This is a genomic window from Pseudomonas putida group bacterium ESBL64 (assembly GCF_045277175.1).
In the GTDB taxonomy this organism is placed as follows: Bacteria; Pseudomonadota; Gammaproteobacteria; order Pseudomonadales; family Pseudomonadaceae; genus Aquipseudomonas; species Aquipseudomonas alloputida.
The window spans coordinates 1167495-1193512 of sequence record NZ_CP145799.1 but is presented as its reverse complement, the minus strand read 5'-3'; the positions used below and the strand labels follow the sequence as shown (position 1 = coordinate 1193512).

Annotated in this window: 19 protein-coding genes and 1 pseudogene; 8 read left to right on the top strand and 12 right to left on the bottom strand. The window is 62.2% G+C overall.

What is annotated here, in order from left to right; genetic code table 11:
* Window positions 1–152 precede the first annotated feature (152 nt).
* Window positions 153–1229, top strand: a complete 1077-nt coding sequence (gene hppD / locus V6093_RS05345; RefSeq protein WP_003253865.1) for a 4-hydroxyphenylpyruvate dioxygenase — start codon at window positions 153–155, stop codon at window positions 1227–1229.
* A gap of 23 nt (window positions 1230–1252) precedes the next feature.
* Here hppD and V6093_RS05340 read toward each other — a convergent pair whose 3' ends face one another.
* Window positions 1253–2059: a CSS-motif domain-containing protein gene (locus V6093_RS05340; protein WP_003253863.1), complete on the bottom strand. Its 807-nt coding sequence runs from the start codon at window positions 2057–2059 to the stop codon at window positions 1253–1255.
* A 129-nt stretch (window positions 2060–2188) separates the two neighbouring features.
* Complete coding sequence (locus V6093_RS05335) at window positions 2189–2875, bottom strand: type 1 glutamine amidotransferase domain-containing protein (RefSeq protein ID WP_047605200.1); 687 nt, start codon at window positions 2873–2875, stop codon at window positions 2189–2191.
* Between the two features lie 193 nt (window positions 2876–3068).
* On the opposite strand from V6093_RS05335, the gene V6093_RS05330 reads away from it, so the two are divergent.
* Window positions 3069–5132, top strand: coding sequence for a PAS domain-containing sensor histidine kinase (locus V6093_RS05330; RefSeq protein WP_080756814.1), 2064 nt, complete (start codon window positions 3069–3071; stop codon window positions 5130–5132).
* Window positions 5133–5138: 6 nt separating this feature from the next.
* Here the strand turns inward: V6093_RS05330 and V6093_RS05325 are convergent, their stop codons facing one another.
* From V6093_RS05325 to gspG, 7 genes are all read right to left on the bottom strand, one after another.
* The gene (locus V6093_RS05325) at window positions 5139–6755 is read right to left on the bottom strand and encodes a response regulator (RefSeq protein ID WP_014859088.1); all 1617 of its coding nucleotides are present in this window, start codon (window positions 6753–6755) and stop codon (window positions 5139–5141) included.
* 78 nt (window positions 6756–6833) lie between these two features.
* Window positions 6834–7889, bottom strand: a complete 1056-nt coding sequence (locus tag V6093_RS05320; protein ID WP_108078426.1) for a HEAT repeat domain-containing protein — start codon at window positions 7887–7889, stop codon at window positions 6834–6836.
* A 223-nt stretch (window positions 7890–8112) separates the two neighbouring features.
* Window positions 8113–9528 (bottom strand): efflux transporter outer membrane subunit, encoded by a 1416-nt coding sequence (locus V6093_RS05315; protein WP_003253851.1) that lies wholly within the window; start codon window positions 9526–9528, stop codon window positions 8113–8115.
* Window positions 9525–12704 carry an efflux RND transporter permease subunit gene (locus tag V6093_RS05310; RefSeq protein WP_003253849.1) on the bottom strand — a complete coding sequence of 1060 codons (3180 nt, stop codon included), beginning with the start codon at window positions 12702–12704 and terminating at the stop codon, window positions 9525–9527. The genes V6093_RS05315 and V6093_RS05310 overlap by 4 nt, the downstream gene beginning before the upstream one ends.
* A 12-nt stretch (window positions 12705–12716) precedes the next feature.
* Window positions 12717–13958, bottom strand: coding sequence for a multidrug efflux RND transporter periplasmic adaptor subunit MexE (mexE, locus tag V6093_RS05305; RefSeq protein ID WP_003253847.1), 1242 nt, complete (start codon window positions 13956–13958; stop codon window positions 12717–12719).
* Between the two features lie 191 nt (window positions 13959–14149).
* Window positions 14150–15340, bottom strand: coding sequence for a type II secretion system F family protein (locus V6093_RS05300; protein ID WP_012052183.1), 1191 nt, complete (start codon window positions 15338–15340; stop codon window positions 14150–14152).
* A gap of 11 nt (window positions 15341–15351) precedes the next feature.
* On the bottom strand, window positions 15352–15777 hold the full coding sequence (gene gspG / locus V6093_RS05295) for a type II secretion system major pseudopilin GspG (RefSeq protein ID WP_012052184.1): 426 nt from the start codon (window positions 15775–15777) through the stop codon (window positions 15352–15354).
* 185 nt (window positions 15778–15962) lie between these two features.
* Between gspG and V6093_RS05290 the strand changes: the two genes are divergently transcribed.
* The 4 genes from V6093_RS05290 to V6093_RS05275 all read left to right on the top strand — a co-directional run bounded on the left by V6093_RS05290 (window position 15963) and on the right by V6093_RS05275 (window position 21378).
* Window positions 15963–16556, top strand: coding sequence for a lytic transglycosylase domain-containing protein (locus V6093_RS05290; protein ID WP_004576566.1), 594 nt, complete (start codon window positions 15963–15965; stop codon window positions 16554–16556).
* A gap of 174 nt (window positions 16557–16730) precedes the next feature.
* Window positions 16731–18182, top strand: coding sequence for a HAMP domain-containing sensor histidine kinase (locus V6093_RS05285; protein ID WP_047605204.1), 1452 nt, complete (start codon window positions 16731–16733; stop codon window positions 18180–18182).
* 306 nt (window positions 18183–18488) lie between these two features.
* Window positions 18489–19982, top strand: coding sequence for a HAMP domain-containing sensor histidine kinase (locus tag V6093_RS05280; protein ID WP_047605205.1), 1494 nt, complete (start codon window positions 18489–18491; stop codon window positions 19980–19982).
* Complete coding sequence (locus tag V6093_RS05275; RefSeq protein ID WP_003253836.1) at window positions 19951–21378, top strand: sigma-54 dependent transcriptional regulator; 1428 nt, start codon at window positions 19951–19953, stop codon at window positions 21376–21378. Before V6093_RS05280 ends, V6093_RS05275 begins: the two co-directional genes overlap by 32 nt.
* Before the next feature lie 14 nt (window positions 21379–21392).
* Here V6093_RS05275 and V6093_RS05270 read toward each other — a convergent pair whose 3' ends face one another.
* From V6093_RS05270 to V6093_RS05260, 3 genes are all read right to left on the bottom strand, one after another.
* Window positions 21393–21695, bottom strand: a complete 303-nt coding sequence (locus tag V6093_RS05270) for a hypothetical protein (RefSeq protein ID WP_012052189.1) — start codon at window positions 21693–21695, stop codon at window positions 21393–21395.
* Between the two features lie 86 nt (window positions 21696–21781).
* Entirely contained in the window at window positions 21782–23134 is a 1353-nt protein-coding gene (locus V6093_RS05265; protein ID WP_003253832.1) for a GntP family permease, read from the bottom strand.
* 111 nt (window positions 23135–23245) lie between these two features.
* A complete protein-coding gene (locus V6093_RS05260; protein ID WP_003253831.1) occupies window positions 23246–23785 on the bottom strand; it encodes a gluconokinase in 540 nt (179 codons plus the stop codon).
* A gap of 206 nt (window positions 23786–23991) precedes the next feature.
* On the opposite strand from V6093_RS05260, the gene V6093_RS05255 reads away from it, so the two are divergent.
* Complete coding sequence (locus V6093_RS05255; protein ID WP_003253830.1) at window positions 23992–25011, top strand: LacI family DNA-binding transcriptional regulator; 1020 nt, start codon at window positions 23992–23994, stop codon at window positions 25009–25011.
* A gap of 212 nt (window positions 25012–25223) precedes the next feature.
* Window positions 25224–26006 (top strand): annotated as a pseudogene (locus V6093_RS05250) (PAS domain-containing protein); the annotation flags it as partial.
* Between the last annotated feature and the right edge of the window lie 12 nt (window positions 26007–26018).

Here is a 26018-nt window from a genome sequence, read left to right as displayed (position 1 = left end):
CGCCGAGAATGGGTCCATATGACATACCATGGGTTCAAGCTGATCATAGGTGACTTCCTCGCCCGCAGCGTGCGCGGTATCCCGTGCTCACCGCCGTTTCTGTTCCACATCCTACGCAATCTATAATTTTCGCAGCAGATGAGGACACGAACATGGCTGATATCTTCGACAATCCAATGGGCCTGATGGGCTTCGAGTTCATCGAACTGGCTTCGCCGACCCCTGGCGTACTTGAGCCTGTATTCCAGATACTGGGTTTCACCAAAGTGGCCACCCACCGCTCCAAGGATGTGCACCTGTATCGCCAGGGTGGCATCAACCTGATCCTGAACAATGAACCCAAAAGTATCGCTTCGTACTTCGCCGCTGAACACGGCCCGTCGGTATGTGGCATGGCCTTTCGCGTGCGCAATGCCCATGAGGCTTATGCCCGCGCCCTGGAACTGGGCGCCCAGCCGGTAGAAATCGAAACCGGCCCGATGGAATTGCGCCTGCCTGCGATCAAGGGTATCGGGGGGGCACCGCTCTACCTGATCGACCGCTTCGAGGAAGGCAGTTCGATCTACGACATCGATTTCAACTTCATCGAAGGCGTGGATCGCAACCCGGTGGGTGCTGGCCTGAAAATCATCGACCACCTCACCCATAACGTCTACCGTGGGCGCATGGCCTACTGGGCCGGGTTCTACGAGAAGCTGTTCAACTTCCGTGAAATCCGCTACTTCGACATCAAGGGCGAATACACCGGCCTCACCTCCAAGGCCATGACTGCGCCTGATGGCATGATCCGCATCCCGCTCAACGAAGAGTCGTCCAAGGGCGCAGGGCAGATCGAAGAGTTCCTGATGCAGTTCAACGGTGAAGGTATCCAGCACGTAGCCTTCCTGACCGATGACCTGCTCAAGACCTGGGATGCCCTGAAGGGGCTGGGCATGCGCTTCATGACCGCGCCACCGCAAACCTACTACGAAATGCTGGAAGAGCGCCTGCCTGGCCATGGTGAGCCGGTCGACCAACTGCAAGCGCGTGGCATCCTGCTCGATGGCGCCTCGCAGCCCGAAGACAAGCGCCTGCTGCTGCAGATTTTCTCGGAAACCCTGCTTGGCCCGGTCTTCTTCGAGTTCATCCAGCGCAAAGGTGACGATGGCTTCGGTGAAGGCAACTTCAAGGCGCTGTTCGAATCCATCGAACGTGACCAGGTACGCCGTGGCGTGCTGAGCACAGACTGATCGCCCCTGGAGTACCGTCGTCGTCATGTTCGTTCGGCGGCGGTACCCCGCCTGTTGGCACGTGCCCTGAACAGGGCCAGGTAGACGATCGAGCCGGTCACGATCCCCACCAGCATCAGCGAGGGGACGATCTGCAGCACCGACTGGCGGATTTCCTGAGCGGTGAAACCCTCTGGGTAGCCACCTTTGACCGTGTATCCATACTTGGCCGACATTGCGCTTGTAAAAAACTCGGACTGTGAAGGGCGCTCAAGGTCACGGCTGTCACCGTTGCTCCATATGTAGCGGTCGCCAAATTCGACCAGCAGTGTCAGCCCATCCAGAAAGCCATCCAGCTCGTTGCGGATCTGCATGGCATAGGCGGTGACGATTACGCTATTGCTTTTGCCCTTCTGGTGAAAGTCGACCAGCAGCTTCTGACGCGTATCAGGAGGGCCGTAGGACAGTGCGACTCGCTGGCCGGACGACGCGAAGGATGAATAATGCTCCAGCGAACCTGAAGCCGTGCTGCAGTAGGGTTGATTGTCTTTGAGCAAGGTCAGCGACCTGACCATTGAGCGAATGGCAACCTGGTCCTGCAAGGCACTTTTGACGTTATCGCAAGATTCCCCTGCAAATGGCAGAGTGCGCAGGGCCGTCTCGTGCATTCTGTCCAGTGCATTGTCGACGCTAAAAACCGCCTCCTGAACGGAAATGCTGGCGTTTTCCGCAAGTTTCGCTTCCAGCTGGAAAGCCATCACCAGCAAACCGGAAACCACAGGCACCAGCGCCACTGCAATGAGCAGCAGCAGCTCCACCATGCTGCGCCCCGCGTGCATGATTTTCGACATAGGCTAATAGTTCTCCGCTCTGAAACTGTTCGTGGTGAACAGCTGAGCCCTGAGCCTATGTATTTGCTGTCCGGGCTGCTGTAGTCCGGCTGCAGTTGAAACGGTAGGAAATCGAGCGCCTTGATGTAGCTAAGTGCCCTTGAGCTTTTTCAGCACTGTCTCGGCCAGCAAGGCAGTGGAAGCGGGGTTCTGCCCGGTGATCAGCCTATCATCGTCGACCACGTACGGCTTCCACGGCTCATCATGTTTGCTGTACTCACCGCCGCGAGCTACAAGTTCGTTCTCCGTCAGGAACGGCACTTTGTCGTCCAGTTCGGCCAGTTTTTCCTCTATGTTGGAAAAGCCGGTCACCTTGCGGCCTTTGAGGAGCAGGCAGTTGTTGCTCAGCTTGATGCTCAGCAGGCCGACAACGCCGTGACAGACTGCTGCGACAATGCCACCTTTTTCGTAGATTTTGCGTGCCAGTTCCTGCAGAGCCTGGTTTTCTGCGAAGTCATACATTACCCCATGACCACCGGTGTAATAGATGACGCTGTATTCGTCAGCCTTCACCTGCCCTGGGGCCAAGGTACTGCCAAGGCGCGTCATGAAACGCTTGTCGTCGTACCACTGCCAGTCCAGCTCAGGGGCCATCTGCAGGCTGTGCGGGTCGACGGGAACGTAACCGCCCTGTGGGCTGACATAGTCGACGGTGTAGCCGGCCTTTTCGACTTTCTCGACAAAGTGAACGGCTTCACCCAGCCACAACCCGGTCGCCCGTTTGAGGGTTGGATACTTCGCTGTATTGGTCAGTACCACCAGAATTTTCTTGCTCATGACCCTGCTCCCGTCGCCAACCTGAATGGGCCGGTGCTCCCTGGCCCGAGGGAAAACCTAAATAGCATAGCTGTCACCTGCAAGTGCGCCATGGTGTTCGGGACATGCTGTGCTAATTTGAACAAATCCACGGGCGAGCCTGCCAGGCTTGGCGGCGCTGTGGTCAACCCTTAGCATTGCTGGAGTCACGGTATTGGTCGCAAACGGTACGCCACGCGAGCCTGCGTCGCAGGTCATCCTGCAGTCGCCTGTTTTGCCATTGATCGAGCCGATGGGGGAGCGGATAGCCCAGTTCGACTGGTGGCGTACCTCGCTTGGGCCATTGTCGCGCTGGCCTGCTTCGTTGCGCATAGCCGTGGACATGATGCATTTGTCACCTTTCCCATGTGCGGTGGTCTGGGGGGCGGACCTGTGTGTGGTGCATAACGATGGCTACCGGGCGTTGCGGGCATTACCGGATGCGCTGGGCATGGCGTTCGATACCCTGTGGAGTGATATCTGGCCTGCAGTGGGACCCTGGGTGTTCAAGGCACTGGAAGGCCACTCGAATTTTGTCGAGGACCCACCCCTGCGTATCGTCCGCAGTGAAGGCGCCGAACCACTATGGTGCGCTTTCGGTTATGCCCCCCTGCACGATGAACTCGGTAACGTGGCGGGGTTTCTGCATACGGTGATCGAGACCACGGCCAGCGTCGAGGCCCACCGCCATTGGCGTGAGCAGGTGCAGAGCTTTGAACGCCAGGTTGAGCAGCATGTGGCCGAGCGAGAGCAGTTCTGGTTGCTGTCGCGCGAAGCGATGATGATGCTCACCCCTGAATTGAAACTGCATGCTGCCAACCCGGCCTGGTACCGCATTCTGGGCTGGACAGAAGAACAAGTGCAGGCGAAGTCGGTGATGCAGCTGGTGCACCCGACAGAGCGTGCCGAAGTGCAATTGGCAGTGTCCGAGCTGCTGCAATGCAGCCACGCGGAGCAGTTGGAGATCCGCCTGCGACACCGTGATGGTCACTACCACTGGTTTCGTTGGAGTGCGCGGTTTGACGGCAGCCTGCTGACTGCAGTTGGCCGCGACATCACCGCAGACCGTGAAGAGGCTGCGCGTCAGGCGGAGATGCTGATGCACAACAGCGAGCGTATGGAGGTGGTTGGCCAGTTGGCAGGCGGCATGGGCCATGAAATGAACAACTTGCTGTCCGGTATTGGTGGCAGCCTCGAACTGCTGCAGCGGCGCCTGCAGGAGGGGCGGCTGGAACGTGTGGAGGCCTACGTGGACGTTGCGCGCGACGCGGTGCAGCGGGCCATGGACCTGACCCATCGGTTGATCGCATTTTCCCGCCATCAGCCATTGGTCCCTCGGCCACTGGACTTCAAGCGGCAGTTACGTTTGAGCGAACCCCTGTTGCTGCGGGCGTTGGGGGCAGAGATGCGTTTGCACTGGCAACTGGACGTTGCACCTTGGGCAGTGAGCCTGGACGTGCCCCAGCTTGAGAATGCCTTGATCAACTTGTGTGCCAATGCGCGTGAAGCGTGCCTGGAACAAGGGAATGTCACCATCAGCAGCGTCAACGAACGGCTGACTGCGTTTTTCCCGGATGAAAGTGGCTTGCCGCCGGGCGACTATGTGGCGTTGCATGTCGAGGATGATGGCCATGGCATGGAAGTGGTGGATATCGCCAGGGCTTTTGAACCGTTTTACACAACCAAACCTCTCGGGCGTGGGGCGGGGCTTGGCCTGTCGATGGTGTATGGCTTCGTCCGTCAGTCGGGCGGGTATGCCTGGATCGAGTCGGCGCCGGAGCAGGGCACCAGGGTTTCCATGCTTTTCCCCAGGTGCCATGAGCCGGTTCCGGATGAGCCCGCGCCGGTACTGCTGTCGCAGCGCATGGCCCGGGGCGAGCGCCTGCTGCTGGTGGATGACGAGCTTGATCTGCGCGCGGTCATGCGTGAATACCTGACTGAGCGTGGTTTTGACGTCACGGATGTGGGCGATGCCAATAGCGCACTGGAGCGCTTTCGCCATGGCGGCCCTTTCGATCTGGTCATCACCGATATCGGCTTGCCGGGTGGGTTCAGTGGCCGGCAAGTGGCCAAGGCCATGCGCATGCAGCTTGCACAGCAGAAAATTCTGTTTATTACCGGATATGCGGATCAGTCCATTGAAGCGCAATTGCTCGATCAGCCGGGCACGGCATTGTTGAACAAGCCGTTTTCGCTGGCGCTGCTTGCCGATGAGGCGCTACGCATGCTTGACGTGTAAGGCGCTTCAAGGCTTGCCTAGAATCTGTGCCACTCGCGTCTGTAACTGCTGCAACTCGAACGGCTTGCAGATAAGCTGCATGCCTGCGCCCAGGAAGCCTTCGCGGGCCATGGCCGTTTCCGCGTAGCCAGTGATGAACAGCACCGGTAATTGTGGCCGCAGGCTGCGGGCAATTTCTGCCAGTTGCCGGCCGTTCATGCCGGGCAAGCCCACATCGGTGATCAGCAAATCCACCGGTTGTGCCGAGCGCAGCACCTTCAGTCCCTCGTTGGCGTCGGCTGCGCTTTGGCAGGGGAAGCCGTTTTCGCCCAGTGCCTGGCAAAGCAGTTGGCGCACATGGGGATCGTCCTCGACAATCAGCACGTGTCGGCTGCAGCCGTCTTGTCTGGCCGGCACAGGCTTGCTGGATGGCAGGGCCTGGTCGACATGGCGTGGCAAATACAGCTCCACCTGGGTTCCCTGGCCAATCTCGCTGCTGAGGGTGATATGCCCATGGGACTGCTTGCTGAAGCCGTACACCATCGACAACCCCAGGCCAATGCCCTGGCCGGTCGCCTTGGTGCTGAAGAAGGGTTCGAAGGCGTGCTCCAGCGTGCTTTGCGCCATGCCTTGGCCGCTGTCGATGATTCGCAGGCGCACATAGTCGCCAGTGCGCAAAGCGCCGTCCGCAGCTTGCTCGGTGGCGATGTGATGATTGTTCGCCTCGATGCGTAGCAGGCCACCGTTGGGCATGGCCTCGCTGGCATTGAGCAGCAGGTTGTCGAGGGCCTCTTGCAACTGCTGGTCATCCGCCTCCACGGGCCACAGGTCTTTGGCCGCGTGCACTTGCAGGGTTATTGACGGGCTCAGGCAAGCTTCCAGGCGTTCTGTCTTGAGCAAGGTAGGCAGGTCTATACGTTGGCTGTGCAGCGATTGGCGGGAAGAGAAGGCAAGCAGGCGGTGGGTCAGGCGGGCGGCGCGTGAAACGGCCTCGCGGCCCATGCACAGAACGCCATCCAGTCCCTCGCCGCGGCCTTGGCGCAGCCGCCGCTGGATGAGTTCGAAGCTGCCGCTGATGCTGGTGAGCAGGTTGTTGAAGTCATGAGCAACGCCGCCGGCCAGTTGGCCGATGGCCTCCATCTTGCGTGCCTGGCAGCGGGCGAATTCACCGCGGTCCTGCTCTTCTTCCGGCGTTGAAGGCCGGCTGTCCAGGCGCTGCTGCATACCATAGAGTTCATCACGTGTAACGTACTGTCGCCGGCGGTTGCGCAGCGCGGACCGGGTCATGTGCAGTAACTGGGCATTTTCGTAGGGCGCGCCCAGCCATAGCAGATTGCCCACCGGATGATGACTCACGCCAGCGGCCGACCAGGCGCTCTGGGTCAGCAGCACAATGGGCAAATCCGACCAGCTCGGTTGCTGGTCGATGAATGCCTGCAGCAAGGCGCTTGGGCCTTGGCTGAACACTTGCTCGGCAATAATCGCCAAGCCTGCGCCTTCGGCCAGACGCGCCTGCAGGTTGGCCAGGTCGACCGCGCAGAGGCTGTTGATGCCGGCGGAAGTCAACAGACGTGAGGTATCCGCCGCCAGTTGTGGCGGTGCGAGGATCAAGGCACGTTCATCCAGCGCCAACGAACTGGCCAAAACGACTCTCCTTTAGGGTGGCCTGATACCCACTGGACCCTGGCGCAGGCTCAGGGTTCAACTGAATTCAGGCACTGCCTACAGGCCCTGTTGCAGCGCAGGGTCGTCCGGGTTCTGGCGCTCCAGCTCGGCGAGCGAAACTTGCACGTTCTGCAGTTGGCCGGACTCTTTCCAGTACTGGATCAGCAGCACCCGTACCCGGCGATTGGCTGGCTGGCGATTGAGCACGGTTTCCAGTTGCTTCTGGGCGGCGTTGGGCTGGTCCAGCTCATGCAGAGTGACCGCCAGGGTATAGCGGTAATCGGCGTTGTCCGGGTCCAGTTCCACGGCGCGGGACAGGGCCAGCAAGGCATACTCGTGCTGTTCGTGGCGCTTCAGCCAAAGCCCTAGCTCATACTGCAGAAAGGCCGAGTCGGGGCTCAGCGCCAGGGCTTTGCCCAGCACCTGGCGGGAGGCGTCGTGGTGGCCCTGGCGCTCGAGCAGGCGTACCTGAGTTGCCAGGGCATCGAGGTTGCCGGGGGCAACCGCGAGCGCACGTTTCAAGGCCGCAGCGGCCTGCGTGTAGTCGTTTTCGTGCAGGTACAGGCGCGCCAGGTGCACTTGGGCGTCGGCATCTTCAGGCTGTTGCTCCAGGGCTTGCTGGTATTGCTCCAGGGCTGACTGCAGGGGGCCGAAATAGAGGCCGATGGCGTCGGGATCGAGGCCCAGCAGGGCATCCACGGCGGCAAAACGCACGCTTTGCTCACTGTCGTCCAGCAGCGGGCCGAGTACCAGGCTGCGCTGCGCTGGCGGTAGCAGGCGGCGGATACTGGCAATGGCCGCTCGACGCACCAGCGGCTCGGCATTTTCCAGGTCCTGGCGGGCCAGTTTCAATGCCTGCGGCGAGGGGTAGTTGGGCAACTCATCGTAGAGCGCCGCACGGCGGATCGCAGGCAGGTCGTTACGTTGCAATTGCTGGTACAGCACCCGTGCGGCACCGGGCTGGCCATCGTGGGCCTGGCGCAGCGCCTTGGCGTAGCTGTGTGCTGGCAAGGTCGGCGGGGTTGGCGGGGCGTCGCGCCACAGGTAGCCGAACAGGGCCGATACCAGAATCGACAACAGCAGGGCGATCAGGTAGCGGTTGCGTCTGGGCATCGGACGATCCGTGGCGGCGGGAAGGGCAGAGCTTGGGCCAGCCGGGGGGTAAATGCAACCGAACCGGGCACGCCGCTCGCCAGGCGCCAGGCCTGAGGTGGCATTCCATGCACTGCGTATTGGGGTGAATACGATGGCAAACATAAAAAAGCCCCGCGGGCCAAGGCCTGCGGGGCAAACGGTTGGGGGAGGAGCCAACCAAAGGAGTCGTTGAGCAGTGGAATCAGTGTGCGCTGGCCACTGTCTCCGGTTGCCAGCCGCCACCCAGGGCCTTGTAGATCGAGACGATGCCGCGATAAAGGTCGACTTCACCCTGAGCTTGTGCATCTTCAGCACTTAGCCGCTCACGTTCGGCATCGAGCAGTACCAGGTAGTCCACGGTACCCTCGCGATAGCGAATCGAGGCCAGTTCTGCAGCCTTGCGGCTGGCGTCGCTCTGGCGCATCAGCGACAGCAGACGCTGCTGGGTCTTGTCGTAATCGCTGAAGGCGTTGGCCGACTCTTCCAGTGCCAGCAGTACCTGCTGTTCGTAGTTGGCCAGAGCCCCTTCGGCATCGGCCTTGGCGCCGCGCAGGCGGGCCCGCACGCTGCCCAGGTCGAAGGCCGCCCAGGTAATGCTCGGGCCCAGTGCCCAGGCGTTGGCCGCCGAAGAGCCGATCTGCGAGCCGCGGGCGGCGGTAAAGCCGAGGAAGCCACTAAGGCTGACGCGCGGGAACAGGTCGGCGGTGGCCACGCCAACGTTGGCGGTGGCGGCCGCCAGTTGGCGCTCGGCGCTGCGGATGTCCGGGCGGCGGCGCAACAGCTCACCCGGGTCACCGACCGGCAGCGCCTTGGCGATGGCCGGCAGGGCCTTGGGCGACAGGTCTACGCTGAGCGCGTCAGGGCGCTGGCCGAGCAGGGTGGCGATGCGATGCCGCGCCCGTGCCTGTTCGGCTTGCAGTTGCGGCACGGTGGCTTCGACCCCGGCCAGGCGGGCATCGGCACGCACCACGTCGAGGTCGTTGCCCACGCCGGCATCGCGCAGGGTTTCGGTGATGGTGCGCGATTCCTGCTGGGTCTTGAGGTTGGCCAGGGCGATTTTCTCGCGCAATTGCGCGCCACGCAGCTGCCCATAAGCATCCACCAGCTCGGCGATCAGGCTGACCTGCAGCTGTTGCAGGTCGGCGGCGGCTACCGCTTCCTGGGCTTCGCTGGCTTCGATCTGGCGCTGGATGCGCCCGAACAGGTCAAGCTCCCAGGCCATGTCCAGGCCCAGGTCGTAGCGCTCGCTGTTCACCCGCTCGGTGGTCTGGCCGGGGATCTGGCCTTTGCCGAGATCGCTGCTGGCACGGCTGGTGACCACCGGGAACGGGTCGTTTTCGGCGTCTTCGCGGATCGAGCGGGCAGACTTCAGGCGGGCGAAAGCCACGCGCAAGTCACGGTTGCCGTCCAGCGAAGCCTGCACCAGCTGGTTCAGCACCGGGTCGTCGAACTGCTTCCACCACAGGCTCTCGAAGCGGCTACGGTCGTAGGCCTTGGCCTGCACATCGCTGCCCAGTTGAGCAGGTTCGGTGGCTGGCGCCTGGTAGTCCGGGCCTACCGCACAGGCCGCCAGGGCCAGTGCCAGCAGGCTTGGGGTCAAGGGTTTGAGCAGGTTCATGCGTGGTTCTCCAGCACTTGAGCGTGTTCAGCCTTGCGGGCCTGGCGACGCTCGACGAAACGGCGGATCAGGAAGAAGAACACCGGGGTCAGGAACAGGCCGAACACCGTTACGCCGATCATCCCCGAGAACACCGCCACACCCATGGCATGGCGCATTTCCGAACCTGCACCGGAGCTGAACACCAGGGGCACCACACCCATGATGAAGGCGATCGAGGTCATCAGGATCGGCCGCAGACGCAGGCGGCAGGCTTCCAGCACTGCAGCCAGCGGGTCGAGGCCCTTGGCCTGTTCGTCCTTGGCGAACTCGACGATCAGGATCGCGTTCTTGCACGCCAGGCCCACCAGTACGATCAGGCCGATCTGGGTGAAGATGTTGTTGTCGCCACCCGAGACGATCACACCGGTGATGGCCGACAGCAGGGTCATCGGCACGATCAGGATTACCGCCAGCGGCAGGCTCCAGCTTTCGTACTGGGCGGCCAGCACCAGGAACGCCAGCAGTACGCACAGCGGGAACACCAGCAATGCGGTATTGCCCGAGAGGATCTGCTGGTAGGTCAGGTCGGTCCACTCGAAGGTCATGCCGTTGGGCAGTTCCTCTTTCAGCAGCTTCTCGATCGCAGCTTCCGCCTGACCAGAGCTGTAGCCCGGGGCGGCAGCGCCGTTGATCTCGGCAGTGATGAAGCCGTTGTAGTGCATGACCCGGTCCGGCCCGGAGGTGTCGCTGACCTTGAGGAAGGTCGCCAGCGGGATCATCTCGCCAAGGTTGTTGCGCACTTTCAGTTGGCCGATCTGCTCGGCATCAAGGCGGAACTGCTGCTCGGCCTGGACGTTGACCTGGTAAGTGCGGCCAAAGCGGTTGAAGTCGTTGGTGTACAGCGAGCCCAGGTAAACCTGCAGGGTGTCGAAGATGTCGGTAATCGCCACACCGTGGGTCTTGGCCTTTTCCCGGTCGATGGCGGCATCGACTTGTGGCACGTTGACCTGGTAGCTGGTGAACAGGCCTGCCAGCTCTGGGACGTTGTGGCTTTTGGCGATGATGTTCTGGGTTTCCTTGTACAGCGCTTCGTAACCCAGGTTGCCACGGTCTTCGATTTGCAGACGGAAGCCGCCAATCGTGCCCAGGCCCTGTACCGGCGGCGGTGGGAAGATGGCAATGTAAGCGTCCTGGATGTCGGCGAACTGGGCATTCAGCGCGGCTGCGATGGCTGCCGCCGACTGGCTCGGGTCCTTGCGCTCATCGAATGGCTTGAGTGGGGTGAACACGATGCCGCTGTTAGGGCTGTTGGTGAAACCGTTGATCGACAGGCCCGGGAAGGCTACCGAGTCGGCCACGCCAGGCTGCTTGAGGGCGATTTCGCTCATGCGCTTGATCACCGCTTCGGTACGGTCGAGGCTGGCCGCGTCCGGCAGTTGGGCGAAGGCCACCAGGTACTGCTTGTCCTGGGCCGGCACGAAACCGGTCGGCGTGGACGAGAAGCCGAGGTAGGTCAGGCCCATCAGGCCGGCATACACGAACAGGGCGATGCCGCTGGAGCGGATGACCCGGCGCACGCCACCGACGTAGCTGTGGCTGGCCCGGTCGAAGAACCGGTTGAAAGGGGAGAACAGCCAGCTGCCCAGCAGCTTGTCGAGGAACCGCGAGAAACGGTCCTTGGGTGCGTGATGGTCCTTGAGAAGCACCGCGGCCAAGGCTGGCGACAGGGTCAGCGAGTTGAACGCCGAAATGACGGTCGAGATGGCGATGGTCAAGGCGAACTGCTTGTAGAACTGCCCGGTCAGGCCGGAAATGAACGCTGCAGGTACGAACACCGCGCACAGCACCAGGGCGGTGGCGATGATCGGCCCGGTCACTTCGCTCATGGCTTTTTGCGTGGCTTCCAGCGGCTTCAGGCCCAGCCCGATGTTACGTTCGACGTTCTCCACCACGACGATGGCATCGTCCACCACGATACCGATGGCGAGCACCAGCCCGAATAACGACAGCGCGTTGAGTGAAAAACCGAACAGGTGCATGACCGCGAAGGTACCGATCAGCGAGACCGGCACCGCCAGCAGCGGGATGATCGAGGCGCGCCAGGTCTGCAGGAACAGGATCACCACCAGCACCACCAGCACCAGGGCTTCGAACAGGGTGTGCACCACTGCTTCGATGGAGCCGCGCACGAAGATGGTCGGGTCATAGACGATGCTGTAGTCCATCCCTTCCGGGAAGTCCTTTTTCAGCTCGGCCATTTTCGCCCGCACTTCGTCGGAGATCTCGATGGCGTTGGAGCCTGGGCGCTGGAAAATCGGGATGGCCACCGCCGGCTGGTTGTTCAGCAGCGAGCGCAGGGCGTACTGGCTGGAGCCGAGTTCAACCCGGGCGATGTCTTTCAGGCGGGTGATCTCGCCATCGGCACCGGCGCGGATGATGATGTTCTCGAATTCTTCCTCGTTGACCAGACGGCCTTGGGTATTGATCGACAGCTGGAAGCTGGTCGAGCCTGGGGCAGGCGGCGCGCCCAGCTGGCCGGCGGCCACCTGGCGGTTCTGCTCGCGGATTGCCGCGACCACATCACTGGCCGTCAGGTTGCGCGAAGCGGTCTTGTTCGGGTCCAGCCAGACGCGCAGCGAGTAGTCGCCCATGCCAAACAGCTGCACATCGCCTACGCCGCCCAGACGCGCCAGCTCGTCCTTGATGTTGAGGATGGCGTAGTTGGACAGATAGAGCATGTCGTAGCGGTTGTCCGGCGAGGTCAGGTGCACGACCATGGTCAGGTCAGGCGAGGCCTTGTCGACGGTGATACCGATACGGGTCACTTCCTCGGGCAGCTTGGGCTGGGTGCGGGTGACGCGGTTCTGCACCTGCACCTGGGCGTTGTCCAGGTCGGTACCCAGGGCGAAGGTGATGGTCAGCGTCAGCTTGCCGTCCGCAGTGGACTGGGAGGACATGTACAGCATGTTCTCCACACCGGTAATGGCCTGCTCCAGCGGCGCGGCAACGGTTTCGCCGATGACCTTGGGGTTGGCGCCGGGGAAGTTGGCGCGCACCACCACGGTGGGCGGCACCACTTCGGGGTATTCGCTGATCGGCAGCTGGAACAGCGAGATAGAACCCGCGATCAGCAGCACCAGCGACAGCACCGCGGCGAAGATCGGCCGGGTAATGAAGAATTTCGAGAAGTTCATCGGTAGGGTCCCTTAACCGCGTGGCGCCTGGGCGCTGGCGACTTTCACGTTGTTGCCCGCCACCTTCGGCGCCGGGTTGCTGGCCTCCAGGGCCTGACGCTGCTGGGCGAGGGCGGCGAGGGTTTGCTCGCTGGCCATCTGTGTTTCTTCCGGGGTTACCGGCGAACCAGGGCGCACGCGCTGCAAGCCCTTGACCACGATGCGGTCGTCCTTGCCCAGGCCGCTGCGCACGATGCGCAAGCCTTCCAGCTTTGGCCCCAGTTCCACGGCGCGGTAGGTGGCTTTGTTGTCCTTGTCCATGACCAGCACAAACTTCTTGCCAAGGTCGGTGCCCACGGCTTCGTCGTTGATGAGCATGGCGTCGTACTGGGCGCTGCCGACCAGCTTCAGGCGCGCATACAGGCCCGGGGTGAACTGGCCGTTGCTGTTGTCGAATACCGCGCGGCCGCGGATGGTGCCGGTGCGCGGGTTGACCTGGTTGTCGACGAAGTTCATCTGGCCCAGGTGCGGGTTGCCGCTTTCGTTGGTCAGGCCCAGGTATACCGGGGTGCTCTGGCTACGCTGGCCTTCACGGGCCAGCTGGGTGTACTTGAGGTACACGCGCTCGTCGGCGTCGAAGTAGGCGTAGACCTTGTCGGTGGACACCACACTGGTCAGCGGGGTGACATCGGCGGTGACGATGTTGCCGGCGGTGAACTCGGCGCGGCTGACACGGCCACTGATGGGCGCGGTGACGCGGGTGAAGCTGAGGTTCAGGCGTGCCAGGTCGAGCTGGGCCTGGATCGCATCGACGCCGGCACGGGCTTCGGCGGCGGCACTGCTGCGCGATTCGGCCAGTTCGGCGGAGATGGCGTTGCTGTCACGCAGGCGCTCGCCACGGCGGGCTTCGTTGGCGCTGCGGATGGCGGTGGCCTTGGCCTGTTGCAGCTGGGCTTCAAGGCGGCGGACTTCAGCCTGGAACGGGCGCGGGTCGATCTGGAACAGCAGGTCGCCTTTCTTGACCTGGGCGCCTTCGGTGAAGGCTACCTGGTCGATCTGGCCGGAGACCCGCGGGCGCACTTCGACGGTTTCCGGGGCTTCGAGGCGGCCGGTGAACTCGTCCCATTCGGTGATCGGTTGTTCGATCACCTTGGCCACACTTACCTTCGGCGCGGCGGGAGCCTGCACGGCGTCGGGGGTTCGACCGCAAGCGCTGATCACCACCACTGCCAGGGCAGCGAGGGGGAAGCGCAAGGGTTTGAGTGATTGTTCCATGGAGAACTCCGCCAATGTATTAGTAGTGGGCGGAGTGTGAGTGTGTTGCGCGCGAGGCACGAATCGAACGGGACGAAGGTTAATATCACGCTGAATGATAAGTGGGGATCAACTATCGATGGCTGCCAGGGTTGGGCGCAGGGCACCGCCTGTGCGGGCACCACGTTACGCGAGAGCCTGGGCCTGGCCATTCAGTGAATACTTGAGGCCAGCTCGAAGATTGGCATGTACATGAGGATCACGATCAGGCCGATCAGCAGGCCGATGAAGGTCATCAACAGCGGCTCGAACAGTTTGACGAACCATTCCACCCAGCGGCCGATTTCCTGATCATGGAAGTCGGCGCAGCGCTCCAGCATCTCGCCCAGGTTGCCAGACTGCTCGCCAGCGCGCAGCAGGCGCAGTGACACCGGTGTCACCAGGTGCCCGGCCGCGAGTGCATCGGAGAGGGGCAGCCCTTCGCCCACCCGCTGGCTGGCCTGCTCCAGGCCCTGCGCTGCTGCGTTGCCGAGCAGGCCGCGGGCCATGCCCATGGCGGTGAGGATGGGGATGCCGCCTTGCAGCAGGATGCCCAGCGAGCGATAGAAACGCGCCAGCTCGTACATCATCAGGCGTTGGTGCAGCGCGGGCAGGCGCCGCAGTTGGCAGGAGGCCCAGTACCGTACACGCGGGTGCCGGCGCAGCAGCCAAAGCGCCGCGACCCCACCGACGGTGCCCAGCGCCAGTGGCGCTTGCTGGGCATGCAGAAACAGGCCGACCTGCATCAGCACCCGTGACAGCCAGGGGAGCTCGGTGCCCATGCCCTCGAACACCTGGCTGAACCGCGGCACCACATAGCCGAGCAGGAACAGCACCACACCGCCTCCCACCAGCAACAGCAGTAATGGGTAGACCGAGGCACCCACCAGCTTCTGCCGGACCAGGTCCAGGCGCTGGCGATAGCTGATGTAGCGGGTGAGGGCGTCGCCCAGAGCACCGGTGCGTTCGCTGGACTGCACCAGCGCCACATACAGCGGCGGGAATACCCGCGGTTGCTGGCCCAGCGCCTGGGACAGCGAGCGGCCCTCGTACAGCTGGCGCACCAGCTCGGCGAGCACCTTGCGCGCTGTCGCTGCGGGGCTCTTCTCCGCCAGGCTTTCCAGTGCGTCAATCAGCGGCAGGCCGGCATTGAGCAAGGTTGACAGTTCCTGGCTGAACAGCACCAGGTCGAACGCCGCTTCACGGCGCCAGGCCATGCTGCGCAGGGCGCCGCCGCTGCTGCGCAGGCTGAGCACACGCAGGCCTTGGTCTTCGGCCTGGCGGCGGGCCTGGTCGGCGTCCTCGGCGTCGATCTGCAACTGCACCACGCCCTGCCTACCCAGGGCCTTGAGGCTGTAGCGCATGGCTGCTCTCCTTACTGCCAGCTGGTAACTTCGGCATTTTCGCCATCGCCACCCGGCTGGCCGTCCTTGCCCATCGACAGCAGGTCGTACTCACCGCCGTTCTCGCCAGGTTGCCGGTAGATATAAGGGCGGCCCCACGGGTCTTGCGGCACGGCCTTCTGCAGGTACGGGCCGGTCCAGCGAGCCTCGCCACTGGGCGCGACCACCAGCGCCTGCAAGCCTTGTTCGCTGTTGGGGTAGTGGCCGACCTCCAGACGGTACAAGTCCAGGGCCTTGCTCAGCCCCTCGATCTGCGCCCGCGCTACCTTGGCCTCGGAGCGGCCTAGCTGACTGAAGTATTTGGGGGCGACGATGCCGGCCAGCAGGCCGAGTACTACCAGTACCACCAGGAGTTCAAGCAGAGTGAAGCCACGTTGCGGGTTGGTTCTGCGCTGCATGGTGAAACCCTCCACTGCATGGGGACAAGCGTTGACATGCACCATGCAACAGCCGTGCACGTCTGCCTTGGGGCCTTGCGCCATGCGGCACAGGAAGCGGCACAGTGCTTGCGTCGTGGTGAATGTCCTCGGGTTTTCCGGGGCATTTCCCCCACATCGGGGGCCACGACGAAGAGGCGACCGGCATGCGTGGACTCATCCTCGGTTTGATCTGGCTGGCGGCAGGTGCTGCCCAGGCCGATGTGTACATCTCAATCGATGCCAAGGGTGGCTACGTACTGACCAATGTCCATCGACCAGGGCGACACTATGAGAAGGTGATCAGCGAGCCGCTGGCCCAGGGCGGGCCGGTCAAAGCGCAGATGATCACCGGCCGCCCTTACGCCGAGGTAGTCGCCACGGCTGCGCGCCTCCACAACCTGCCGCCGGCGCTGCTGCACGCGGTGATCAAGGCCGAGTCCGGCTACAACCCCAAAGCCCGTTCGCGGGCGGGTGCAGTGGGGTTGATGCAACTGATGCCGGACACCGCCCGCGAGATGGGGGTGCAAGACCGCCTGGACCCGGAAGACAATGTGCAGGGCGGGGCACGCTACCTCAAGCAGATGCTCACCCTGTTCGACAACGACATCACCTTGGCCGTGGCGGCCTACAACGCTGGCCCGGATGCTGTACTGCGGCGCGGTGCCGTGCCGCCGTTTGCCGAGACCCGGCGCTATGTGCCCACGGTGCTGCGCGAGTATCGAAAGTTGCAAGGGTTGACGGATGATTCGTCTTTGTAACAGCGGGCGTGCAGCTCAAGCATTCCCGCAGGGGCGGCGCCACCCTCAAGCTATTTTTGGGTAGGTGAAGTCAGGGCGAATAAATACCCTTCGGCGGATGCCATCAATTTAATACTATAGTTTCCCCAAGTCTGGGCTATAACCTTCTGAAGGTGCCCAGCTGAGGAGTCCGTTATGGACGCCGCCCCTCGTTCCGTCACTCTTGACGTGCCAGCCGGTAGCGAGCTAGCCGTCCCGCGCAAGCCATTCAACCTGCTGCGCTGGTATGCCTGGGTCAGTCTGGCCATCATTCTCTCGGTGGCTGCCGGGCTGGGGCTGATTTCCAGCCGCTTCATCATCGACGAGAGCGTCGAGCGTGATGCGTTACTCACCGCACAGTTCATCACCTCCATTGCCGATGCCGAAGTGCGCCATGTGTCGATCCCCAATGTGCGGACCATGGGCGAACTGCTCGATCCGCGCACCGACCGCAATAACTTGCCCGACGTCGACCCGCAAGCCCGGCGCAAGGCCCGCGGCGAGTTCCTTGACCATATCGCTCACCTGCCCGATATGCTGCTGGCCAATATTTATGCTTTGGACCATACAGTGATCTGGTCCACCAACCCGGCACTGGTCGGCAAGCTGATCGAAGGCGACGAAGACCTGAGTCGGGCTTTCGAGTACAAGATGCGGGTCTCGGCCAGCTACCACAATTTCGAACAGGCTCGCGCCGAGCAGAAGTTCATCACCCCGCCCAAGCAGTTGTTCATCGAGAACTACATTCCGCTGTTCGATGCCGATGGCGATCGGGTCACAGCGATGGTCGAGATTTACAAGGAGCCCCACGACCTGATCGCACGCATCGAGCGTGGCCTGATCCTGATCTGGTTGGCCATCACGGTCGGCGCTGCACTGGTCTATGTCGGCCTTTACGGCATCATGCACCGCGCCGCACGGCTGCTGGCGGTACAGCAGAAACGCCTGATCAGCAGCGAAACCTACGTGGCACTGGGTGAGGTGTCTTCGGCGGTGGCCCATAGCTTGCGCAACCCGCTGGCCAGTATCCGCTCAAGTGCGGAACTGGCCCTGGCGTTCGACGAAGGCCCGGCGCAACGCCAGGTCAACGATATCATCAGCCAGGTCGATCGCATGTCGCAGTGGATCCGCCAGATGCTGCAGTCACTGCGCCCGCTGAACGACGAGGTATTGGCGGTGGACTTGCCGCAGGCGTTGCAGGAAAGCCTGCAGACCTACGCTGTGCCGCTGGCGCGCAGCGGGGTAAGCCTGGACCTGCAACCGTTACCGGCCGTGCAGGTGTTGGGGCACCCGGTATTGCTGCGCCAGGTATTCAGTAGCCTGATTGCCAATGCCTTGGAGTCGATGGAGCAGGGCGGGCGGTTGCGTATCGAGGTGGTACGTCACAACCGGCGCAGCCTGACTTTGCGCCTGGCCGACAATGGTAAGGGCATGAACGAAGAGCAGCAGCGTATGGCTTTTCGACCGTTCTTTACCACCAAACAGGGTGGGCTGGGGGTGGGGCTGGTGCTGGTGAAACGTATCATGGAACGTTTCGGTGGTACGGTCCGGCTCAGCAGCAGCGAAGGCCATGGCACGAGGGTTTCGTTAAGCTTTCGACTGGCCTGAATATGTCAAATTACCTCAATATAATTTAGTAAGGTATTGATATAAAAAGGATTATTATTTTTGGGTGATAATCACCCAGATGTGGGGAATCATCCTCTAATCATTCTTAATAAGTTCTTGCAAGCTACTGAAAAATAACGTTTTGAATTTGGCATGGTCCTGCTGGCCGAGTTTTTGCAGCGAAGTTTGTGAAGCGCGACACGCGACAAATGGCAGCTGCGACTGCCCAGGTGGATTGCTACCCAGTGGCTGCTGCCATTGGCCTTGATGCAGTTCTGAACGTACGCCCTGCGCGGGAACCACGCGATGCAGATGCTGGAAAACGAAGCGCCCGACAAGGCCAATGCGACCGCCAGCGGACGGGCCGTACCCTTGCGTGAATTCAACCTGCTGCGCTGGTTTTCGGTGATCAGCCTGTTGATCATTACCGCGGTGGCAGGTGGGCTGGGTTACGTTTCGACGCGCTTCGTGGTGCGCGACAGCGTGCAGCGCGATGCCATGCTCACTGCGCAGTTCATTCAGGCAATGGCCCAGGCTGAAGTGCGTCATTCGCAATTGCCGCCTGGCACCACCATGGGCGAATTGCTGGACCCGCGGCTGGACCTGCAGCACTTGCAGTTCACCCCGGCCTTGGCCGAATCGACCCGCGTCGAGTTCCTCGATCATGTCGAGCACCTGCCGGACACTTTGCTGGCCAACGTCTATGCCCGCGACCGCACCATTGTCTGGTCCACCAACGTAGAGCTGATTGGCAAGCAGATAGAAGTTGATGGCGATCTTGAGCGCGCCTTCCGCTCGCGCAAGGCGGTGTCGGCCAGTTATCACAAGGCCGCCGAGGATCGCGAAGAGCAGAAGTTCCAGCGCGCACCGCGTTACCTGTTCATCGAGAACTACATCCCGCTGTTCGACAGCCAGGGTGAGCAGGTACTGGCCATGGTGGAAATCTACAAGGAGCCGCAGGACCTCATTCGGCGCATCCAGCGCGGCTATGTGCTGATCTGGGCCTCGACACTGGTGGGTGGGGCGTTGATCTACTTCGGCCTGTTCTGGATCGTGCGCCGTGCGGCGCACATGCTGCACCTGCAGCAGGAGCGGCTGGTGGCAAGCGAAACCTACGTGGCGCTGGGAGAAATGTCGTCGGCCGTGGCTCACAGCATGCGTAACCCGCTGGCCAACATACGCTCCAGCGCCGAACTTGCCCAGGAAACCGCCAACCCTGCTGCGCAGAAGAACATCACTGACATCATCAGCCAGGTCGACCGCATGTCGCGCTGGGTGCGCGACCTGCTGGTGTCGTTGCGCCCGGCCAGTGACGAACCCGAGGCCGTGGACCTGGTGGCGGCCATCGAGGACACCCACCTGGCCTTCGCCCAGCAGATCGAACGCAACGGCGTGCGCTTCCATTTCGAAGGGCCTGACGTGCAATGGGTGGTCAGCCAGCCGCTGCAGCTCACGCAGATTCTCAACAGCCTGTTTTCCAACGCCCTGGAGGCCATGCCCGCTGGCGGGATGCTCAATGCCCAGGTCAACGTGCAAGAAGGCCTGCGTGCCGAGTTCGTGCTGACCGACACCGGCAAAGGCATGAGCCAACAGCAGGAACGGATGGTGTTCAAACCGTTCTTCACGACCAAGCAGGGAGGCCTCGGTGTAGGCCTGGCCCTGGTCAAACGCATCATGGAACGTTTTGGCGGCTCGGTCAGCCTGAGCAGCCGCGAAGAGGAAGGAACCCGCGTCAGCCTTACATTCAATATTGCAGCGGGAGGGGAACATGGAGCACAGCATCCTGGTCGTCGAGGATGATGAAATCCTTGCCGACAACATTCGCACCTACCTCAGCCTCAAGGGCTACGAAGTCATCGTGTGCCACAGCGCGGAGCTGGCGCTGGAGCAGATCAAGCGGGCGCAACCTGACGCGGTGCTGACCGACAACTCGTTGCCAGGCATGAGCGGGCACGACCTGCTACGTACCCTGGTGGCCCAGGCGCCGGACCTGAAAGTGATCATGATGACCGGCTACGGCAATGTCGAAGATGCCGTACAGGCGATGAAGGAGGGCGCCTTTCATTACCTGACCAAGCCGGTGGTACTGGCCGAGCTCAAACTGACCCTGGACAAGGCCCTGGCTACCGAGCGCATGGAGCGCACGCTGTCGTTCTACCAGGAGCGTGAGGCGCAGAAGTCCGGGTTGCAGGCATTGATCGGCGAGTCGCCGGTGATGCTCACCCTCAAGCACACCCTGCGCCAGGTGCTCGATGCCGAGCGGCGCATGGCCAGTGACGACCTGCCACCGGTGCTGATCGAAGGCGAGACCGGTACGGGCAAGGAACTGGTGGCCCGTGCCCTGCATTTTGATGGTTCGCGCAGTAAAGGGCCGTTCATCGAGTTCAATTGCGCTTCGATCCCTGCCAACCTGCTTGAGGCTGAACTGTTTGGCCACGAGAAGGGCGCGTTCACCGATGCCAAGGAGCGCCGGGTGGGGCTGGTGGAGGCTGCCGATGGCGGCACCCTGTTCCTTGACGAGATCGGCGAAATGGACCTGGTGCTGCAGGCCAAGCTGCTCAAGTTGCTGGAGGACCGCAGCATCCGCCGGATTGGTGCGGTGAAGGAACGCAAGGTGGATCTGCGGGTGATCAGCGCCACCAACTGTAACCTGGAGCAAATGGTGCAGCAGGGCAAATTCAGGCGTGACCTGTTCTTCCGGCTTCGCATTATCGCCCTGAAGGTGCCGCGCCTGTATTCGCGTGGGCAGGACATTCTGCTACTGGCGCGGCATTTCCTTGCCCACCATAGCCGGCGCTATGGCAAGCCGAACCTGCGCTTTTCTGCCGAGGCCGAAAGCCTGATGCTCGGTTATAGCTGGCCTGGCAATGTGCGTGAATTGCGCAACATGCTGGAGCAGACCGTGTTGCTGGCGCCAAACGAGGTGGTGCAGGCGCATCAGTTGAACCTGTGCATGACCTTGGTTGACGAGCCGTTGACGCAACAGCCGATGGCGGCCATGTTCGAAATGCCGCGGCACGAGCCAGAGCCGGGTACAAGCCTGCCTGACATGGAGCGTGACCTTGTCTGCAAGACCCTGGACCGCACCGACTGGAACGTGACCAAGTCGGCGCGGATGCTTGGGTTGTCGCGGGATATGCTGCGTTACCGGATCGAGAAGTTGGGGCTGACCCGGCCTGACAAGCGTCAGTGGTAGTACAGACCGTGTCGTCAGGGGTTACCTGTGCCCGAGCTGCCTTCTCCTTGCCGGCCGGTACCTTCCGACCCACTGCCATCCATCCCCGGCAGATCGCGGTTGTCATTTTGCTGCGCCGGTGGGCTTTGCGGTTCGTTGCCCTGTATGCGCGGGTCGGTGTCCCGCGGCAAAGGCTTCTCGATCGGGTTGAGGGTGCTGTCCACGCCTGGCTGTGGCGCCGTATTGTGCGGGTCGTCGGGGTAGGTCGGACCGGTGCCGACAGCAAAGGCCAGCGGCGAGGCGAGCAGGGCAATCGACAGGATGATTGAGCGGGGCATGGCAGGCTCCTTTGCTATACGGGTAAGGCTCATACTTCTCTTCGGCCTTACCCGGAACGTCAAGGTGCCATTACCCCGATCAACGGTCACACCACCAGCGACAGCAACATGATGAAAATGATGCCGACGATGGACAGGATCGTCTCCATCATGCTCCAGGTCTTGAAGGTTTCTGCCACGGTCATGTTGAAGTACTGCTTCACCAGCCAGAAGCCGGCGTCGTTCACATGCGACAGGATCAGCGAGCCGGCACCGGTGGCCAGTACCAATAGCTCACGGTTCACCCCCGGCACCAGGTCGATCACCGGCGCCACGATACCCGCGCCGGTGATGGTGGCGACCGTGGCGGAGCCGGTCGCGATGCGAATCACCGCCGCCACCAGCCATGCCAGCATGATCGGCGAAATTTCTGCCTGCACAGCCATCTGCCCGATCACGTTGCCTACGCCGGTGTCCACCAGCATTTGCTTGAAGCCACCGCCAGCGCCGACGATCAGCACGATGGCGGCAGTCGGTGCCAGGCTCTGGTCGAGCATCTTCATGATCTGCTGGCGGTTGAAGCCGCGGGCCGAGCCGAAGGTGTAGAAGGCCAGTAGCAGGGCGGCGAGCAGGGCGGTGATCGGGTGACCGATCAGGTCCATCCACTGGCGCACGATGTGCTCGGCCGGCAGCACCACGTCGGCGAACGTTTTCAGCAGCATCAACGCGACCGGCAGCAGTACGGTGATCAGGGTGATGCTGAAGCTTGGCAGGTTGCCCTGATCGGACTCCTTGGCGATCTGGTCCATCAACTCCTGGGACGGGTTGCCCGGGATGTAGCGGGAAATGAAGTTACCGAACAGAGGGCCGGCGATGATCGCGGTGGGCAGTGCGACGATCAGGCCGTAGAAGATGGTCTTGCCAATGTCAGCGTGGAAAATGCCGATCGCCAGCAAGGGGCCCGGGTGTGGTGGCACCAGACCGTGCACCACCGACAGGCCGGCCAGCAGCGGAATGCCGATTTTCACCAACGAGACGCCCGAGCGCCGGGCGACGATGAACACCAGGGGAATCAGCAGCACAAAGCCGATTTCGAAGAACAGCGGGATGCCCACCAGGAAGGCGGCGAACATCATCGCCCAATGCACGTTCTTCTTGCCGAAGGCGCGAATGAGGGTTTGCGCGATCTGGTCGGCACCACCGGAGTCGGCCATCAGCTTGCCGAGCATGGTGCCCAGGGCGAGCACGATACCGACGAAGCCGAGTACGCCGCCAAAACCGTCCTGGAACGATTTCATGACCTTGGCCACCGGCATGCCGGAAGTCAGGCCCAGGAAGCCGGCCGCGAGGGTGAGGGCGACGAAGGGGTGAACCTTGAAGTGGGTGATCAGCAGGATCAGCCCGACGATGGTAACCAGCGCGTCGAGCAGCAGGAAGGTATCAGTAGCCAGTCCGAACATGGTTTGAAGGCCTCGGTCTTATCGTTGTTTTGGGCGTAGCTTTTTGGAGTCTTTGCCGCGTTTACGGGGTGGGGTAGCGCTGTCTTTGGTGAGACGGAAAAGCCGCCGAGGTCAGGCGGTTTGCGCCAGGCCCGGCTCACCGCAGCGCTTTAGCCAGTGGTCCACCGCTTCGGCCAGTGCTTCGATCGGTTGGGTGGCGTCCAGTGCCAGCGTCAATGGCTCGCCGCGTGGCGATTCCAGGGCCGCGAACTGGCTGTCGATGAGGCTGGCCGGCATGAAGTGCCCTGGGCGAGCCAGCACGCGTTTTTCGGCCTCGGCAGGCGACAGTTCGAGGAACACGAACACCAGCCCGGGCATGGCATCGCGCAGGGTGTCGCGGTAGCGGCGCTTGAGTGCCGAGCAGGTCAGGATCGGGCGTTCACCGGCCTGGGTGGTGGCTTGCAACTCTTCACCAAGGCGGACCAGCCAGCCGGCACGATCGCTGTCGTCCAGCGGTATGCCAGCGCTCATCTTGCGGATGTTTTCGGCAGGGTGGAAAGCGTCGCCTTCGATCAGGCGGCCGCCGCTTCTGGCAGCGATGGCAGCGCCGATGCAGCTTTTGCCGCAACCGGCTACGCCCATCACCACAATGGCGGACAGGGGAGAATTCATCAGTACCTCCTGCGGGTGAGATAGCGCTGTCTCGCCGTTGACGAACAGCCACCTCCCCGGTGTTATTGGTCTTGTCCTTACGCAGTATGGACGCCTGGTGGCGAGCGCGTGGTGGCTGCTACCAAAGATTACATTGCCTGCATCCTGAGACAGCGCTACCTTAGTGGCCGTTCCCTCTCCTTGCAAGTAGTAAAATTACAACATTCATGTCCCGCACCGGCTCCCGAACTACAGGTCGTCCCACCCTGGCTGAAGTTGCCAGGCTTTCCGGGGTCTCCCCGATCACCGCTTCGCGCGCCTTGCGCGGGGTCAGCACGGTTGCGCCTGACCTGGTGGAAAAGGTCATCGCCGCAGCAGCGAACCTTGGCTATGTGGCCAACCCGGCCGCCCGGGCGCTGGCCTCGGCACGCAGCCAGTCGGTGGTGGTGTTGATCCCGTCGTTGTCCAACCAACTGTTCATCGACACCCTGGAGGCCATTCATGAGGTCATGCGCCCTCGTGGGCTAGAGGTGCTGATCGGCAACTATCACTACGACCTTGCCGAAGAAGAGAACCTGATCCGCAATTACCTGGCCTATCAGCCCTGCGGCATTTTGCTGACCGGCTTCGAGCGTAGCGATGCTGCGCGGCAGATGCTGGCTGCCAGCGGCGTGCCGTGTGTGCACATGATGGAACTCAATGGTGAGCCAGGGGCTTTGTCAGTCGGCTTCTCGCAGCATCAGGCCGGGCGTGCTGCTGCACGGCACCTGATCGAGCGCGGGCGCAAGCGCCTTGCATTCATTGCCGCGCAGCTGGACCCGAGGGTGATGCAGCGTGCCGAGGGCTTCCGTCAGGCGTTGGCAGAGGCCGGTTTGCAGGCTGCCGAGCTGGAGGTGTTGGCCCCGGAGCCATCGTCGATTGCCCTGGGCAGTGTGCTGTTCAGCCAGCTGATGCAGCAGGCGCCGGATGTCGACGGTATCTTCTTCTGTAACGACGACCTGGCTCAGGGCGCGGTGCTGCAGGCCTTGCGTCAAGGGGTGGAGGTGCCACGCCAGGTGGCGATGGTCGGTTTCAACGATCTACCGGCCTCGGCGCATATGGTGCCACGGCTGACCTCGATTCGCACACCACGGGCTGCGGTGGGGCGGGGCGCAGCGCAGGCGTTGCTGGCGTTGCTGGATGGCAAGCGGGTGACGAATGCGCAGCAGGATCTGGGCTTTGAGCTGATGGTGCGCGAGAGCACCTGAGAGTGCCCGCCAAGGCGTTCTCGCGCGAATGCCACAGGAATGATTGGCCCGAAACGAATGTGCAGCGGGTTTACCTGCGAAGCGGGCGACGGGGGCATGGCACCGGCTGCGCCGGTGTTCGCAGGTGAACCCGCTCCTACAGGCGCTGTCGATGCCACGACTTGCCAACGGCGATCTATGCTCAGAAAACCGCGCATAGGGAGCCCCGCGTCATGTTCGATTTCCACCGCAAGTCTGATTTGGCAGAAATCCAGCGCAGCCGCCAGGCGTTAGTCAATGCGCAAGCCAAACTGGCCGCTATCGGCCGTTCCATGGCGATGATCGAGTTCGCCCCTGACGGCACTATCCTCGACGCCAACGAGCGCTTCTGCCAGGCCATGGGCTACAGCGCCGACGAGCTGCGTGGCAAGCACCACCGGCTGTTCTGTGAGCCGGACTATGCAAAAAGCGCCGAGTACCAGCAACTGTGGCGCGAGTTGGGGCAGGGCAAGGCTATCAGCGGTACGTTCGAGCGTATCGACAAGGCGGGGCGCGAGGTCTGGCTGGAAGCCAGCTACATGCCCGTGCTGGACGAGCACCGGCAAGTCACCAGCGTAATCAAGGTGGCGTCGGACATCACCCAGCGGGTGGTGCTGGAGCACGAGAGCGAAAGCCTGCTCAAGGCCATCAGCCGCTCCATGGCGGTGATCGAGTTCACCCCGCAAGGCCGGGTGATCAAGGCCAACCAGAATTTTCTCGACACCATGGGTTACCGCCTTGATGAAGTGGTTGGCCGCCACCACGGGCTGTTCTGCCTGGCGCATGAACGCGAATCGGCCCAGTACCGGGAGTTCTGGGCTTCGCTAAACCGTGGCGAATACCACTCGCACCGCTTCGAACGCGTCAACAAGCAAGGCCAGACTGTTTTCCTGGAGGCCTCCTACAACCCGATCTTCGACAGCAAGGGCCGCCTGTGCAAAGTGGTCAAGTTTGCCAGCGACATCACCCATCAAGTCTGCACCCAGCAA